The sequence below is a fragment of the Microbispora sp. NPDC004025 genome (assembly GCF_053604425.1).
This window is the reverse complement of sequence record NZ_JBSGHN010000005.1, coordinates 267,984-283,043: the sequence shown is the minus strand read 5'-3', so window position 1 is coordinate 283,043 and position 15,060 is coordinate 267,984. Positions and strand designations below refer to the sequence as shown.

Here is a 15,060-nt window from a genome sequence, read left to right as displayed (position 1 = left end):
TGTCGCTCCGTGTCGCTCCGTGTCGCTCCGTGTCGCTCCGTGTCGCTCCGTGTCGCTCCGTGTCGCTCCGTGTCGCTCCGTGTCGCTCCGTGTCGCTCCGTGTCGCTCTCACCACGAGAGGGCGGCCGCCAGGGACGGGTGGTGGACGAGCGCGAGCGTCACACCCAGGGTCGCGGCCCACACCATCGAGTTCGCGACCATGACGCGGTCGCGCAGCAGGATGCGGACCGGGTCGCCGCCCTCCTTGTCCATCAGCTGGATCTGCAGGTAGCGGAAGAGCGCGAACAGCGCGAACGGCGTGGACAGCATCATCGCCGTCTGACCGTGCTGGGGTCCGAACGGCCCCTCGTCGCGCAGGTACATCAGGCCGGAGACGAGGGCGAGCACGGAGGCGATCTGGAGCAGCCAGTTGGTCAGCTCCATCGAGTAGCCGCGCAGCGCGGGCCGGTGGAGGGATCCGCCGTGCAGCAGTTCCTGGCGGCGCTTGCCGAGCAGCAGCAGCAGGGACATCGAGAACACGGTGATCAGCAGCCAGGCGGGCGCCCGGCCTCCGGTCACCTCGAACCCCTGCACGACGCGCAGGACGAAGCCGGCCGCCACCGTCCCCACGTCGATGAGCGGGAGGTGCTTGAGGATGCGGCTGTAGGCGATGTTGAGCAGGAGATACACCAGCACCGGCCAGTACGACGCCGGGGCCTGGGCGACGATCACGGCGAGCAGCGCCAGCAGGACGGCGCAGCAGGCGCCCGCGGTCACCACACCCACCCGGCCGGCCGCGATGGGACGGTGGCGCTTGACGGGATGGTGCCGGTCGCGGTGCCGGTCGGCGATGTCGTTGCCGATGTAGACGGCGGCCGAGGCGACGATGAAGGCCACCGTGGCCGAGACGACGCCCGACACCTCGGCCAGGCCGTAGGCGGGGGCGCCGATGAGCGCCACGGGGACGAGGAGGATCGCCTTGGCCGCGTGGGACGGGCGGATCAGGCCGGCGAGGTCCGCGACGAGGCGGGTCCGGGTCCGTACGACCCGGTCCTGCGCCTGGTGCGGACGCTCCGGGCTGCCCGGAAGGTCTGCCGATTCGACGACGCGCATGCTCTCCCCGTCAGCTCAGAAGAAGACTCTCGCCAGCGACAGCGCGCCCTGCCGCCACGCGTCGCGGCTCGTCTGGCCCGCGCCGCGCGCCGACCCGGCCGCGCGCTGTTCCCGCCACCAGGCGTACGTACGGAGGATGGCGTCCCGGTTGGACAGTCGTGGGCGGAAGCCGAGCCGTTCGCGGGCCTTGTCGATGCTGACGTAGGAGTCGGCGAGCAGCTTGCGCACCAGCCGTCCGTACACCGGGGACAGCCGGGTGCGTTCCAGCAGCCGGAGCCCGGCCAGGGCCGGGCCGGCGGGCACCGAGACGACCCGCCTGCCGTGGCCGGCCGCGTCGAGCACCGCCTGGAAGTCCTCGCGCAGCGTGCCGAACTCGGCGGCCGCCAGGTTGTAGGTGTCGTTGGCGACGTCGGCCGGCGCGTCGAGGACGCCGACGATGGCGTCCACCAGGTCCTCGACGGCGAACATCTGCACGCGTTTGTCGCCCTTGCCGAGGACGGGGAAGTTGCGCCCCTCCTCGGCCCATTCGAAGAGCATCGCGAACAGGCCCATCCGGCCGGGGCCGAGGAAGGTCTTGGGGCGCAGGATGGGCAGGCACATCCCCCCGGCGCGGTACTTCTCGGCCAGTTCCTCCGCCTCGGCCTTCGCCCTCGTGTAGGGATCGACCGGCTCGCGCGGGTGGTCCTCCGGGGTGGGGACGAGTGTCGGCAGCCCGTACACGGCCGTGGAGGAGATGTGGACCATCCGCTCCACGCCGGTCAGGCGCGCGGCCTCCAGGACGGTGTGGGTGCCCCCGACGATGAGGTCGTGGATTTGCTCGGCCGGGTAGCTCGGCAGCGCGCCGGCGCAGTGGACGACCACGTCCGCCCCGGTCATCGCCTCGCGCAACAGCCGCAGGTCGCGTACGTCGCCGCACCGGTGACGCGCCGCGAGCAGCGGGTCGGCCTGCGGGCGCAGGTCCACCCCGAGCACGTCGTGTCCGTCGACGACGAGCCGGCGGGCCAGGTTGCCGCCGAGCATTCCGGCGCTGCCGGTGACTACGATCCGCTGGACCACCGCGACCCCACCTTCTCTCGTACGAACCGGCTGAGCAGCCGCGGCAGGCCCTTGGACAGCGTCTTGTCGAGGCTCTCCAGGAAGAACTCGAGCTCTTCGGGCTCGATGACGAGGGTCGGCGCGACGACGAGGGGATTGTCGGCGTTCGGGCTGTAGTAGGAGACGATGCCGTGCTCGCGGTAGAGGTCCGCGATCACCGAGAGGGTGATCAACTTGGTGCGGAACCGCGGATCGTGGGAGAAGCCGGGCGCGAGCTTGCCGGCCAGGTCGAGGATCTTGGGGCCGCCGGCGAGGAACACCCCCCACAGCGCGCCCACGCCGCTCACGCGGCCGACCACGTCGTGATGACGCTTGGCGATGTTCTCCAGGCCGGGCCGCAGGACGCGCTCGATCTGCCGCGCCCTGGCGGGGTAGTCCTCCTCGATGGCGATGTTGATCGCCTCGATGGCGGTGACGGTCTCCTCGCCGAACCCGTAGTAGGTCGTGCTGTGCAGGATGACGTCGGAGAGACGGTCGTACGCCTTGCGGAAGACCGGCTCTCGCGCGGTGTACCCGGAGATCGACGCCTTTCCGCCGCCGAGCGACTTGGAGTACACGAGGACGTCGGGCAGGAGATCGGGGTAGCGCATGAAGTAGAAGAGGCTGCCCGTCTTGCCCCACCCCGTGTAGACCTCGTCGAAGATGAGCATGATGTCGTTCGCGTCGCAGAGCCGCCGCAGCTCGTACAGGTCCGCCTCGGACCAGCAGCGCATGCTCGACGCGCTGTACGGCTCGGCCATGATCGCGTAGACGTCGCACTTCCCGTCCGGAGTGCGGGCGTTCTCGATCAGCTCGCGGACGGCCGCGACGTCGCCGTAGGGGTACACGGCGATGCCCGGAAGGCCGGGGAAGCGGAAGGAGTTCTCGGCCGAGCCCGTCAGGCTCCCCGCGCCGAGGGTCTTGCCGTGGAAGCTGATGTCGGAGCGCAGGATCGTGTTGCGCCGCCCCTCGTGGTACTTGTACGCCAGCTTGACGGCGCCCTCGTTGGCCTCCGCGCCCGAGTTCGGGAAATAGGAGATGTTCAGGTCGCCCGGCAGCACCTCGGCCATGTTGTGGCTCAGCGCGGCCACGTACGGCGAGAAGAACGCCTTGTGCACCTCCATGCGCCGTCGCTCGGCGAACCGGCGCCGCGCCTCCAGGATGCGGGGGTGGTTGTGGCCGTGGTTGAGCACCCCGACCCCGCCGGTGACGTCGAGGACCTTCCGCCCGTCGCGGGTCCAGATCCAGGCGCCCTCCGCGCGCTCGACGAGTTCCCGGCCGAAGCCGAAGGAGGTCATGAGATTGACCTGACTGCGGCTGACGTACTTCTTGTACAGGTCCTGGACCTGTTTCACGGTGAGGTTCTCACACGCGTCGAGGCCGATCAGTTCAGACACGTTCCGCCCATCCCCTTACGTGCTAGGAAATTGCACGTAGCCAATGCTGGTGAACGCGGCCACACCCCACCCCATACGAACGCGTGTAGGTCGGTGTGGAGGAGTGGGGCGGCGGAAAGAAAAAGCGGCCGGAATCGGCCGCGGCGGATCATCGGTCGGATCTCACGATTCCCGCGGAGGATTTCCCGTGGACCGGGTGGCCCACCGGCCGCAGCCGCTCGCGGTCCCCGCGGGCAGGCGGACCGGGCGGCGACCAGATGCTGCGCAGCAACCGCCGCACGGCCTGCGCCTGGTCCTCCTCGGTCTCCTCCTCCCGGGCCCGCTCGCGCGCGAACAGGCGGAGCAGGTCGTGCATGCCGTACCAGTCCTGGTCACACGCCTCGAGGAGGTGCGCGTCGGCGAGGCGGTCCAGCAGGTCGGCGGTGCGCGGCTCCGTGCGGTCGGCCAGGGCCGCGGCGGCCGCGACACTGACGGCCGAGCCGCCGGCCAGGCTGAGCAGCCGGAACATGCGGGAGGACTCGGGATCTAGCCTTCGGTAGCTCGTCATGAAGCACGGCCGCACGGCCCGGTCGTCGGTCTGGAGTTCGGACAGACGGTGGTCCTCCACCGCGAGCCGGTCCGCCAGGGCGCGCAGCGACAGGCCCGGCCGGGCGATCAGCCGGGCGGCGGCGATCCGGACCGCCAGCGGCAGCCCTCCGCACAGCCGCACGATGGCGCGCGCCGCCCGCGGGTCGGCGGCGACGCGTTCCGGCCCGATCAGATGCCCGAGCAGCATGCAGGTCTCGTCCTCGGTCATGACGCCGAGGGGAAAATGCGACACGGCGTCCAACGAGGTGAGCGTCCTGCGTGCCGTGATCAGCACCCGGCAGGTGGGGCTCGCCGGCAGCAGCGGGCGGACCTGCGCGGCGTCGCAGGCGTTGTCGAGCAGGAGCAGCAGGTGCCTGCCGCCGGTCAGCGAACGGAACCGCGCCGCCACCTCGTCCACGTCGGGCCGGACGGTCCTGTCGTCGCCGAGGGAGCGCAGCAGGCGGGCCAGCACGTCGGCGGGGTTCAGCGGTGCGACGTCGGGTGTGGAGCCGTGCAGGTCCACGTAGAGCTGCCCGTCCGGGAAGCGGTCCGCGACCTGGTGGGCGACGTGCACGGCCAGCGCGGACTTGCCGGTCCCCGCCGCGCCCGTGATCGCCGAGACCGCGACCGCGCCCGGACCGGCCGAGGTCAGCGCCGCCCGCAGGCGGGCGATCTCGGCGGTCCTGCCGGTGAAGGCCCGGCAGTCGATGGGCAGCTCCGCCGGGGCGGGAGGCCTGAGGGCGGCGTTCGCCTCGGGCGGCGCCAGGGCGGGGTCGTCCACGAGGATCCGCTGGTGCATGCGCCGCAGATCCGGGCCGGGGTCGATGCCGAGCTCGGCCGCGAGCACCCCCCGCGCGTGCTGGTAGGCCGCCAGCGCGTCCGCCCGGCGGCCGGAGCGGTACAGGGCCAGCATGAGGTGTGCCCGCAGGCGCTCGTTCAACGGGTCTCTGCTGGTGAGGGTCTCCAGGTCGGCGAGCATCTCGCCGTGCCGGCCGAGCGCGAGCCGGGCCTCCAGCGAGGCGTCCTGGACGACCGCCCTCAGCCGCTCCAGGCGCGCCGCCTCGCCGCGCAGCGGTGCGGGCAGGGGCAGCCCCTCCAGGACGGACTCGCCGCGCCACAGGCCGAGGGCCCGGGTCAGCCGTTCGAGCGCGGCGTCGTGCCGCCCTTCCGACAGCGCGCGCAGGCCCTGCCCGGCGAGGTCCTCGAACAACGTCACGTCGACCTCGCCGGGCATGACCCGCAGCACGTACCCGTTGCAGCCCGCCTCGATGCGGGACGGGGTGCCGAGCACCCTGCGCAGCGCGGAGATGTAGGTGTACAGGTTCGACTCGGCGGCGGCGGGGGCCCGTTCGCCCCACAGCCAGTCGAGCATCCGTTTGCTCGGGATCGCCCTGCCGGCGTTGAGCAGCAGGGCGGCGAGCAGCACCCGCTGTTTGCGCCGCCCGAGCGGGAGCGGGGTCCCGTGGGAGGTGCGGACCTCGATCGGTCCGAGGATCTTGAAATCCATGTGATCACCCTGCAGTGCCCGGCGTTCACCGACAGGAACCGTACAAATGCCGATAAAGGCTGATTTGTTTGGAACTATGATCGGGAAAATCGGCCTGCGGATGGTACTCGCGTAATAGGAATAATGCTATTACGTCGCACGAATTCCGGGCCCGCCGGAATTCTGCTGCCGGTAAGCGGGCATGTGGTGTTACGGGCTTTCCTTATTTATATCGGCACGGGGTTCGGCCTTCTTTCTAGGGGGCGACTGCGGTGCCGGCGTCGTGAAAGGACCGGCGCATAATCGGCCGTGCGGAAGCCTGGTCGCGCTCGCCGTGGCCGCCGGCGGGCACGAGTGCGCCCGGGAGGTACGGGGCGATCGCCCCGCACCTCCCGGGCGCCGGGATGTGCGAAGTAGGTGCGACGAGCCGTCGGATCAGGCGGCGACGCAGCCGAGGGTGGGGGTGCCGCTGGTTCCGGAGCCGATGAACCCGAACGTGGTGCCCGCACCGGCGCCGAGCGAGCCGTTATGGGCGGCGTTGCGGGCGCTGATCGTGGATCCGCTCGTGGTCACGGTCGCGTTCCACGCCGAGGTGACCGTCTCCCCGTTGGCGAAGGTCCAGGTCACGGTCCAGCGGGTGATCGCCGAGGAGCCGGCGGACACACGTACCTCGGCCTGGAAGCCGCCGGGCCACTGCGAGGCCACCCGGTAGGTGGCCGAGCAGCCCAGGGAGCCGGTCGGAGTCGGGGTGGGCGTGGGCGTCGGAGACGGCGTGGGGGTGGGCGTCGGCGTCGGCGTCGGAGTCGGGGACGGCGTGGGCGTCGGGGACGGCGAGGAGCCCGGACCGCCGGTGAAGTTGACGTCGCTGCAGAAGTAGTACGACTGGTCGAGGTGGCTGGCCTGCCACAGGGTGAAGACGATGTGGTGACCGGTGCGGCCGGGGGCGTACACCTCGACGGGCGTCGTGGTTCCGGTCGGCATCCTGCCCGTCTGGGTGACCATCTCCAGGTCACTCCACTTCAGCCGCTGCTTGGTGGGGTCGAACCCCTGCTTGGTGACGTAGACGCGGATGAAGTCGGCGCCGTGGGACGATCCGTCCAGCAGGTTGAGGGTGAAGCGGTTGGGCTTGTCCACCGTCTTCCATGGCCCCGGCTCGTCCATCGCGGCGTACCGGCCGTCGGCGGTCAGGCCGCCGCTGCACAGCTGCCCGTCGGGAACGGCGGTCTGGTACTGACCGCCGACGCCGTCCCGCAGCAGCCCGTTCCAGTTCCACATCGCGTTGGGATCGGCCTGCCAGGCCTTGTAGCACATGGGGTCCTCTGTGGCCATCCGCGGCGACTGCCATTCGCTGGCCCAGCGCGTGTAGCAGCCGTACTGCCGGGCGGGCGGGTCGCTGACCGCGCCGTGCGCCGAAGCGGGGGAAGCCAGAAGAGGGGTCAGCAGGAGCGCGGCCGCCATCGCGACGACCATCCGCCCGGCCCGGGTCAGGCCGCGGGAGCGGCGCTCCCCGGCCGGTCCCGGGTCGCCCGGGCCGGTCCTGTGGTTCCGGTCACTTGAGGGGAGGAGCATACGCAACCTCGTCATCCGCACGAGTCTCCTTCTGCAGAGTGGCCGGCGCAGGACGCGAACTCTTGACCGCCGGCCTCGCACACCGTTGCGCAACCGAGTCAGCGACGGCAACCGGACGAGAGCCGCGAAAAAGGAGCACGCCGCCGACCTGGGCAGGCGGACGGAGACGCGACCGGGACGCCGAAAATTTCAACCGGTCCGGAGCACGACAAGGCCTCCGGTGCGGCGGATCGCGCCGCACCGGAGGCCGGGGAAGTGTCAGGGGTGAGATCGATCCGGATCGTCGGGCCGCCCGCCACGCCGGGAGAGACCGGCGTGGCGGGGATCAGGTGACGTGCCGGGTCGGCTCGCCCGTCAGGGCCTGGTCATCGGTTCCAGGTCCACTTCTGGTTGTTGCCGCCGTGGCAGGAGTAGAGCTGGAGCTGGGTGCCGTTGCCGGTGCCGGCGCCGACGGCGTCGAGGCACAGCCCGGACTGGACGCCCTGGATGCTGCCGTCGGAGTTGACGCGCCACTTCTGGTTGTCGCCGCCCCAGCAGGAGTAAATCTGGATCTTGGCGCCGTTGCCGGTGCCGGCCGCGTCGAGACACTTGTTGCCGTACACCCGGATCTCACCGGACGAGGAGGAGCTCCACGTCTGGTTGGTCTGGCCGTTGCAGTCCCAGATCTGCACCGCGGTGCCGTCCGAGGTGCTCGCGTTCGGCACGTCCAGGCATCGCCCGGAGGCGACACCCCTGATCGGGCCGCTGCCGTTCCCGCCAGGGGTGGGCGAGGTGCCGGGGCTGGGGGAGGTGCCGGGGCTGGGCGAGGTGGGAGGGTTCGGTGAGGCGGCGTTGAGGGCGTTCAGCACCGAGTTGTAGGCGGCCTTCTTGTTGCCGTTGCTGTCGAACAGCAGCGGGGTGGTGTTCGCGCCCAGCCAGGAGTCGCTGTCGCGCACGCCCCACACGGTGATGCCGATGCAGCGGGAGACGGCGAGGCAGTCGTTGACCACGCTGGCGTAGGTCGAGGCCGAACCGCCCTGGATGTCCAGCTCGGTGATGGCGACGTCCACGCCGAGGGCGGCGAACTGGGAGATGGTGGTGCGGTAGTTGCTGTTGTAAGGGCTCTGGCTGTTGAAGTGCGACTGCAGGCCGACGCAGTCGATCGGCACGCCGCGCTGCTTGAAGTCCTTGACCATGTTGTAGACGCCCTGCGTCTTGGCCCAGGTCCAGTTGTCGATGTTGTAGTCGTTGTAGCAGAGCTTGGCGGACGGGTCCGCGGCCCGCGCGGTGCGGAAGGCGACCTCGATCCAGTCGTTGCCGGTGCGCTGCAGGTTCGAGTCGCGGCGGCCACCGGAGTTGCCGTCGGCGTACGCCTCGTTGACCACGTCCCAGTAGGGGATCTTGCCCTTGTAGTGGTTCAGGACGCCGTTGATGTGGTTGATCATCGCCTGGCGCAGCGAGCTGCCGGACATGCTCTGCATCCAGCCGGGCTGCTGGTTGTGCCAGGCCAGGGTGTGGCCGCGCATCTTCTTGCCGTTCTGCGTCGCCCAGTTGTAGATGCGGTCGCCGCTGCTGAAGTTGAACTGGCCCGGGTTCGGCTCGGTCGCGTCGATCTTCATCTCGTTCTCGGCCGTGATCATGTCGAACTCACGGTTCGCGATGCCGGTGTAGGTCCCGTCACCGAGTTTGCCCGAGGCGATGGCGGTGCCGAAGTAGCGGCCGCTCTGCTGGGCCGCCGCGGCCAGCGTGCTGGCCGCCGCGTCGGCGGGAACCGACACCGTCACCAGTGCCGAGGCCGCGCCGAGCACGCCGATCGCGCCGGCGACCAGGGCCCGGCGCCAGTTGTTGACGGATCGCGGGCTTCCAGACGGGGGTAAGGCGTTTGCGCCCATGCCTGAGCCTCCATAGCTGAACGAACGATAGGGGGGACACACGGGGGATCCCGTGGAATCGACGCCGCGCTCCGCCGGGAGCGCACACCACGAGGGCGTCGTAGATGCGGGCCCCCTGCAGTGCACCACCACCGGGCAGGGGGACCGCCTTGGGGACTCAGTGTGGGAACCACGCCGAAATGTGTCAAGACTATTTAGAAAAGTTTCGGCATTTTCGCTCGACGAGGGGGCCTAGCCCGTGTCCAGGGCGCGAAACCTTTTCGAGGGCGTCGTCGCCGCGTGCCCGCGAAGAGGGGTGGACCGGCGTCGGGCGAGGCGGTGAACGATGAAACTTTCAACTTGATGCGACGAGTTTCCCGGGCACTGTGATCTCGATGCCCAGATCGGCGCATCGCACCCATGTGCGCCGGCCCGGCGAGTGGCCGTCCTCTTGACAGCGCATCCCGGCCTCGGATTTGCTCCGGCCACCACCACCTCCACCCGTCCGAGGGAGAGGCGACCGTGAACGACATGTGAAGTGTGAACGTTAACAATCATTGCGCGTAGGACTGCGGCGACCGGTGACCGCGTGCCCCGGACAGACACCAGGTCCTGGCCCGCTGCCGACGCCGGCGCGAGTCCGCCGGGCCGTGACCACCGACCGGCCCGCTTCATCGATCTTTGCCGCCGTGGCCTGCGCGGCAGGCTTCACGATCCCGGGCATCCGGGGGCGGTCGCGGCACGTGCCCATCGGCCCCGCCCGTGAAGGCGGGGCCGACAGCGTCGGGAACGTCGCCCTACTTCATGTTGGCGACGACGAACGGGGCGTGGCCGTGCAGGTAGTTGTTCCACCCGCCGGTGACCGGCGCGCCGCTGGACAGGATGTTGGTGGAGTCGGTGCCGACGTCGAGCTTCCAGGCGGTCCAGGAGATGCCGTTCGCCTTCATCCAGTTGATCCAGGTCTGCGCCTCGTCGAGGCAGACCCTGCCGTCGAGACCGCCGTCGGCGTTGCTCGCGCCCCACTCGGTGACGAACAGCGGCAGTCCGGCCCTGATCGCCGCGTCGCCCTTGGCACGCAGGGAGGCGCCGTGCGTGCACGAGTAGAAGTGCAGCGTGTACATCAGGTTGGTGCCGGAGACGGGGCTGGTCGCCGCGGTGTCCACGTCCTGCGACCAGGTCGGGGTGCCCAGCACGATGATGTTGTCCGGATCGGCGGCGCGGATCGCGGACACGACCGCCTGGTGGTACGGCTTCAGCACGCCGGTCCAGCTGAGCTGCAGCGGCTCGTTCCAGTCCTCCCAGATGACGTTGGGCAGGTGGCCGTAGCGCTTGGCCAGGTCGGAGAAGAACGCCACCGCCTGCGCCTGCTCCTTGTGGGCCTCATGCGCGTGGAAGTCCACGATCACGTACACCCCGGCGGCGACCGCGTTGTTGATGATCGTCTCCACCTGCGCGCGGGCCTTGTTCGGGTCGCTCAGGTAGGCGCCGGCCGGCTCCACGCCCATCGCGGCACGGAAGACCTGCAGGTTCCAGTTGTCCCGCATCCACTTCAGCGCGGACAGGTTCTCGGCGTACGGAGCGGTCTCCCAGTTGAGCCACATGCTGCTCACGCCGCGCAGCTGGACCTTCGCGTTGTTCTTGTCGCACATCGTGGTGCCGCAGACGTGCAGCTGGCCGTGCCGTTCGACGGGAGTGCCGGATCCCGGCGTGACGCTGGGGCTCGGCGAGGGCGAGGGCGAACGCGTGGGGGAGGACGAGGGAGAGGGAGACGGGGAGGCGGACGTCACTCCGCCGGTGCAGGTCACGCCGTTCAGGGCGAAGCTGGACGGCTTCGGGTTGGAGCCGTTCCAGCTGCCGTTGAACCCGAATTCGGTGCTGCCCCCGCTGGGGAGGCTGCCGTTGTAGGACAGGTTGGTCACCGTGACCTGGGAGCCGGACTGGGTGTGGGTGCCGTTCCACAGCTGGGTGATGGTCTGCCCGGCCGGGAACGACCAGGTCAGCTTCCACCCGTTGATCGGGTCACCGAGGTTGCGGACGCTGACGCTCGCGCCGAAGCCGCCTTGCCACTGGTTGGTGACCGTGTAGCTGACCTGGCATCCGGCCGCGGCCGCCGACGCGGCGTGCGTGCCGGCCACACCGGTACCCGCCGCCACCAGCGCGGCGACGGCGGCGGCTGACAGGCTCAATCGGTGGCGCAATGAGCTGACTTGTCGCATAGATGTTTCCACTTTCCGGGATGTGACGTTTCTCGGGGCGACGAATACGCCCTGGTGGGACACCCGTTGAGGACCGGCGCCGGCGCGAGAGCGGTGTCCTGGCGCTGACGTTTCGCGATGCCGATGTCCGCAGGTGGTGTCTGCCGCGGTGAGCCAATCCCGGCGAGGAGGGATGAGTCAACGAGGTGAGGTTTGCCCTGTTCTCACCTCGCCCGCGTGGAATGCCGCTCGAACAGGCGCTTCGCGTGAGCATGGGGAAGACCGGCCGTCACGACGGCGATGAATGTTTCACCCCTGCTCCGCGCTGGAACGGGCGGTCCCGCTCCGGATCAGGGGGCCGGCAGCGCGATCCGTTCGTCTTCCTTGTCGCGGGTCGTCCAGAGGTAGACCAGCGCGCCGGCGAACAGCACGACCGAGGTCCACTGGTTGATCCGCAGCCCCAGGAGCGTCACCGCGTGGTCCACGCCGCCCACCGGGTCGACCCGCAGCCCTTCGATCCAGAACCGCCCGAACGTGTAGCCGGCGACGTAGAGGGCGAACAGGCGGCCGTGGTGCGGCGTGAACCGCCTGCCGGCCAGGATCAGTGCGAAACCGAGCGCCGCGTCCCACAGCGACTCGTACAGGAAGGTCGGGTGGTAGAGCACCCCCGGCTCGCCGCCGTGTGCCTGGTCGATCTCCAGGCCCCACGGCAGCGTGGTCGGACCGCCGTACAGCTCCTGGTTGAACCAGTTGCCCCAGCGGGCGATCGCCTGCCCGAACGCGAGGCTGGGCGCGATCGCGTCGGCCACGGCGCCCAGAGGCAGCCCCCTGCGGCGGCAGGCCAGCCACACGCCCACGCCTCCCAGGGCGACCGCGCCCCAGATGCTGAGCCCGCCTTCCCAGATGAACAGCGCCCGGTACGGCTCCTTGATCGCACGCGGGCCGAAGTAGGTCTGCCAGTCGGTGATGACGTGGTAGAGGCGGGCGCCGATGAGGCCGAAGATGACCCCGGGGACCGCGATGTCGCTGATCGCGCCCTTCTCGCCGCCGCGGGCGCGCCAGCGGCGCTCGCTGAGCCAGGTGCCGAAGACGATCGCCACAATGAAGCACAATGCGTAGGCCCGGATCGGGATGAATCCGAGATACCAGACCCCTTCGGAAGGGCTGGGAATCGAGGCGAGGGGCATGCCGGTGAGGCTAGTCAACGTGAGGCCGGCCGGGCGCTTTCGTGACCCGATCGCAAATCATTCATGAAGCCGCCGCGAATGCCGATGAGCGTGCGTGGCGGATCGCGCCGCCACGCACGCCGGTCATCGGATTCCGATGACGACCTTTCCGAAAGGATTGGCCGATTCGTAGTAGCGGAACGCCGCGGCGGCGTCCTCGAACGGGAACACCCGGTCGATGACGGGCCGGAGCCGGTGCGCGGAGATGATCTCGTTCAGATGGACGAACTGCGCGTAGCTGCCGACGGCCAGCGCCCGGACCGTCCCGGCGACACCGAACAGCAGGCGAGGGTCGAGGGGGCGCCAATCACCGGAGACGGACCCCACGAAAGCGACGTGCCCGTCGAGGGCAAGCGACTTCAGTGACTGTTCCAGGGGTCCGGCGGTGTGGACCACCCGGTCGACGCCGCGCCCGCCGGTGAGGTCGCGGACCGCGGTGTGCCAGTCGGGAACGGCGCGGTGGTTGACGACCTCGTCAGCGCCCAGGTCGCGAAGGCGCTGCTCCTTGTCCGCCCGGCCTGTCGTGGCGATCACCTTCGCGCCGAGCAGCTTGCCCAGTTGTACCGCGAACAGCGACACGCCGCCCGATCCGGTGGTCAGCACCGTGTTCCCTGGCTGGATCCCAGGACCGTCCCCGGTCAGCGAGTTCCACGCCGTGACCGCGGCACACGGCAACGTCGCCGCCTCGGCGTAGGAGAGGTGGCCGGGGATGGGGACGAGGGCCTGCTCCGGCATGACGGCGAGTTCGGTGAGCATGCCGTCGAGGGAGCCCCCCAGTTGTGGCAGGGATGACGGCCGCAGGGGGCCGTCCAGCCATTGCGGGAACAACGTGGCGGTGACCCGGTCGCCCGGACGCACCCGCCGGACACCCGGTCCCACGGCGATGACCTGCCCGGCACCGTCGGAGATAGGGATGACGTCCGGCTTCACCGGCAGCACGTACTGCCCGCGCAGCACCAGCAGATCGCGGAAGCTGAGCGAGACGGCGTGGACCACGACCGCGACCTCGCCGACGCCCGGCGTGCGCGGTCGGCGGGTCCGCAGCGACAGCCCGTCGATGCCGTCGCCGCTGTCGACGTGGTAGCTCCGGACGGACGTCGGCAGTGCCGCCGTCATCGCGGTCATCTCTCGATGAACTGGTAGTCGCCGACGATGCGACCGTCCGCGCCGAGCATGAGGATCTCCAGTCCGACACCGGCCACATCACCACCGGCGCGAGCCGTCATCTCCCAGTGGAACTTGATGACGTCGCGGAGCTGTTCGGCATCGCCGCAGGACCGGAAGACGAAGGTGCCAGGGGCGACGAATTCCTCGTAGGCTCGCGTCACCCGCAGTTCCAGTGCGTCATGGCCGCGCGCCTCCAGGACGAGACGTTCGAACCCCAGCCCTGCAGCGGCCTTTCGCATCTCCTCAGGGGGACCCAGGACGTGGACCGCGTCGGGGGACCACAGTTCGCGGACGGCGGCGCGGCGGCGTTCCGGGTCGGGTTCACTCCACACGGCGACGTAGCGGTCTGTGAGGTCCTTCAGGTCGATGTCGGCCATGGTGATCCTTCGGGGTTGTGGACGGTCGTCATGCCGACCACGACTGTGCTGCGCCCCGCGTGCCGCCACAATTCCCCGCAGGGAATCGCCCGCCGGCATCGAACCCGGTACACAGGAGCAGTGATCAGCGAATCGGCGAGCGGCGGAATCGCGGGCGCGTTGCGCACGTGGCGCACCCGCCGACGCGTCAGCCAACTCGAACTGGCGGTGCGCGCCGGCACCACCCAGCGGCACGTCAGCTTCATCGAGAGCGGACGCTCGACCCCCGGCCGGTCGATGATCATACGGCTGGCCGAGTCGCTGGAGGTGCCGATCCGCGAGCGCAACGAACTGCTCCTCGCCGCGGGATTCGCGCCCGCGTACCCACAGACCGACCTGGACGATCCTCAGTTGGCGCCGGTCCGGACCGCCCTTGATCGCATCCTGCACGGCCACCTGCCGTACCCGGCTGTGATAGTCGACCGGCACGGCGACCTCATCTCGGCCAACGCCGGGTTCCACATGATCACCCGGGGAGTCGACCCGGACCTGCTCGCCCCACCGGCGAGCGTTCCCAAGGTCCTGCTGCATCCGCGAGGGCTCGCGCCACGCATCGTCAACCTCGACGAGTGGGCCTGGCACATCATCGACCGCGTCCAGGCCGAGAGCCTGCGCAACCCGAGCGACAGGCTCCGCCGCCTCGCCGCGGAACTCGCCGACCTGGCGCCACCGCGTCCACGGCACCTGCCGCCACATCACCTCGGCTTCGCGGTGCCGCTGCAACTCCGCACGGGAGACCCGGAGAGCCGGGAACTCCGGCTCATCACCACGCTCACCCACTTCGGCACCGCCACCGACGTCACCATCGCCGAACTGCGACTGGAAGCATTCCTTCCGGCCGACGAGGCGACCGGCGCCGCACTGGCCGAGCTTGTCACGTGGTGAACACCATCCGCTCACGCTCCCGGGCGGACGTCGGAGCCTGAGCGCGCGACGCGTCCGGCTCTCGCCCTTTCGAGTCACGACACCCGCGGTGCCTGGACGACCATGCCGCACTATGCGAATATACGTTCGATTGACG

11 protein-coding genes are annotated in these 15,060 nt (G+C 69.9%); 1 reads left to right on the top strand and 10 read right to left on the bottom strand.

Annotated features, from left to right (window positions below; all coding sequences use genetic code 11):
• Nucleotides 1–108: 108 nt before the first annotated feature.
• The 10 genes from ACWEQG_RS16645 to ACWEQG_RS16600 all read right to left on the bottom strand — a co-directional run bounded on the left by ACWEQG_RS16645 (nucleotide 109) and on the right by ACWEQG_RS16600 (nucleotide 14,000).
• On the bottom strand, nucleotides 109–1,092 hold the full coding sequence (locus ACWEQG_RS16645; protein WP_452285528.1) for a UbiA prenyltransferase family protein: 984 nt from the start codon (nucleotides 1,090–1,092) through the stop codon (nucleotides 109–111).
• A 15-nt stretch (nucleotides 1,093–1,107) separates the two neighbouring features.
• Nucleotides 1,108–2,148, bottom strand: a complete 1,041-nt coding sequence (locus tag ACWEQG_RS16640) for an NAD-dependent epimerase/dehydratase family protein (RefSeq protein ID WP_452285526.1) — start codon at nucleotides 2,146–2,148, stop codon at nucleotides 1,108–1,110.
• Nucleotides 2,130–3,563 carry an aspartate aminotransferase family protein gene (locus ACWEQG_RS16635; protein WP_452285524.1) on the bottom strand — a complete coding sequence of 478 codons (1,434 nt, stop codon included), beginning with the start codon at nucleotides 3,561–3,563 and terminating at the stop codon, nucleotides 2,130–2,132. Before ACWEQG_RS16635 ends, ACWEQG_RS16640 begins: the two co-directional genes overlap by 19 nt.
• Before the next feature lie 148 nt (nucleotides 3,564–3,711).
• Complete coding sequence (locus ACWEQG_RS16630) at nucleotides 3,712–5,637, bottom strand: BTAD domain-containing putative transcriptional regulator (protein ID WP_452285522.1); 1,926 nt, start codon at nucleotides 5,635–5,637, stop codon at nucleotides 3,712–3,714.
• Nucleotides 5,638–6,051: 414 nt separating this feature from the next.
• On the bottom strand, nucleotides 6,052–7,200 hold the full coding sequence (locus tag ACWEQG_RS16625) for a lytic polysaccharide monooxygenase auxiliary activity family 9 protein (RefSeq protein WP_452285520.1): 1,149 nt from the start codon (nucleotides 7,198–7,200) through the stop codon (nucleotides 6,052–6,054).
• A gap of 350 nt (nucleotides 7,201–7,550) precedes the next feature.
• Nucleotides 7,551–9,056 (bottom strand): endo-1,4-beta-xylanase, encoded by a 1,506-nt coding sequence (locus ACWEQG_RS16620; protein WP_452285519.1) that lies wholly within the window; start codon nucleotides 9,054–9,056, stop codon nucleotides 7,551–7,553.
• A 776-nt stretch (nucleotides 9,057–9,832) separates the two neighbouring features.
• Nucleotides 9,833–11,221, bottom strand: a complete 1,389-nt coding sequence (locus ACWEQG_RS16615) for a cellulase family glycosylhydrolase (RefSeq protein WP_452285516.1) — start codon at nucleotides 11,219–11,221, stop codon at nucleotides 9,833–9,835.
• A 359-nt stretch (nucleotides 11,222–11,580) separates the two neighbouring features.
• Nucleotides 11,581–12,417, bottom strand: a complete 837-nt coding sequence (lgt, locus tag ACWEQG_RS16610; RefSeq protein WP_452285514.1) for a prolipoprotein diacylglyceryl transferase — start codon at nucleotides 12,415–12,417, stop codon at nucleotides 11,581–11,583.
• Nucleotides 12,418–12,540: 123 nt separating this feature from the next.
• Complete coding sequence (locus ACWEQG_RS16605) at nucleotides 12,541–13,581, bottom strand: zinc-dependent alcohol dehydrogenase family protein (RefSeq protein ID WP_452285512.1); 1,041 nt, start codon at nucleotides 13,579–13,581, stop codon at nucleotides 12,541–12,543.
• Entirely contained in the window at nucleotides 13,578–14,000 is a 423-nt protein-coding gene (locus ACWEQG_RS16600) for a hypothetical protein (RefSeq protein WP_452285510.1), read from the bottom strand. Before ACWEQG_RS16600 ends, ACWEQG_RS16605 begins: the two co-directional genes overlap by 4 nt.
• Before the next feature lie 120 nt (nucleotides 14,001–14,120).
• On the opposite strand from ACWEQG_RS16600, the gene ACWEQG_RS16595 reads away from it, so the two are divergent.
• Nucleotides 14,121–14,924, top strand: coding sequence for a helix-turn-helix domain-containing protein (locus ACWEQG_RS16595; RefSeq protein ID WP_452285508.1), 804 nt, complete (start codon nucleotides 14,121–14,123; stop codon nucleotides 14,922–14,924).
• The last annotated feature ends 136 nt before the right edge of the window (nucleotides 14,925–15,060 follow it).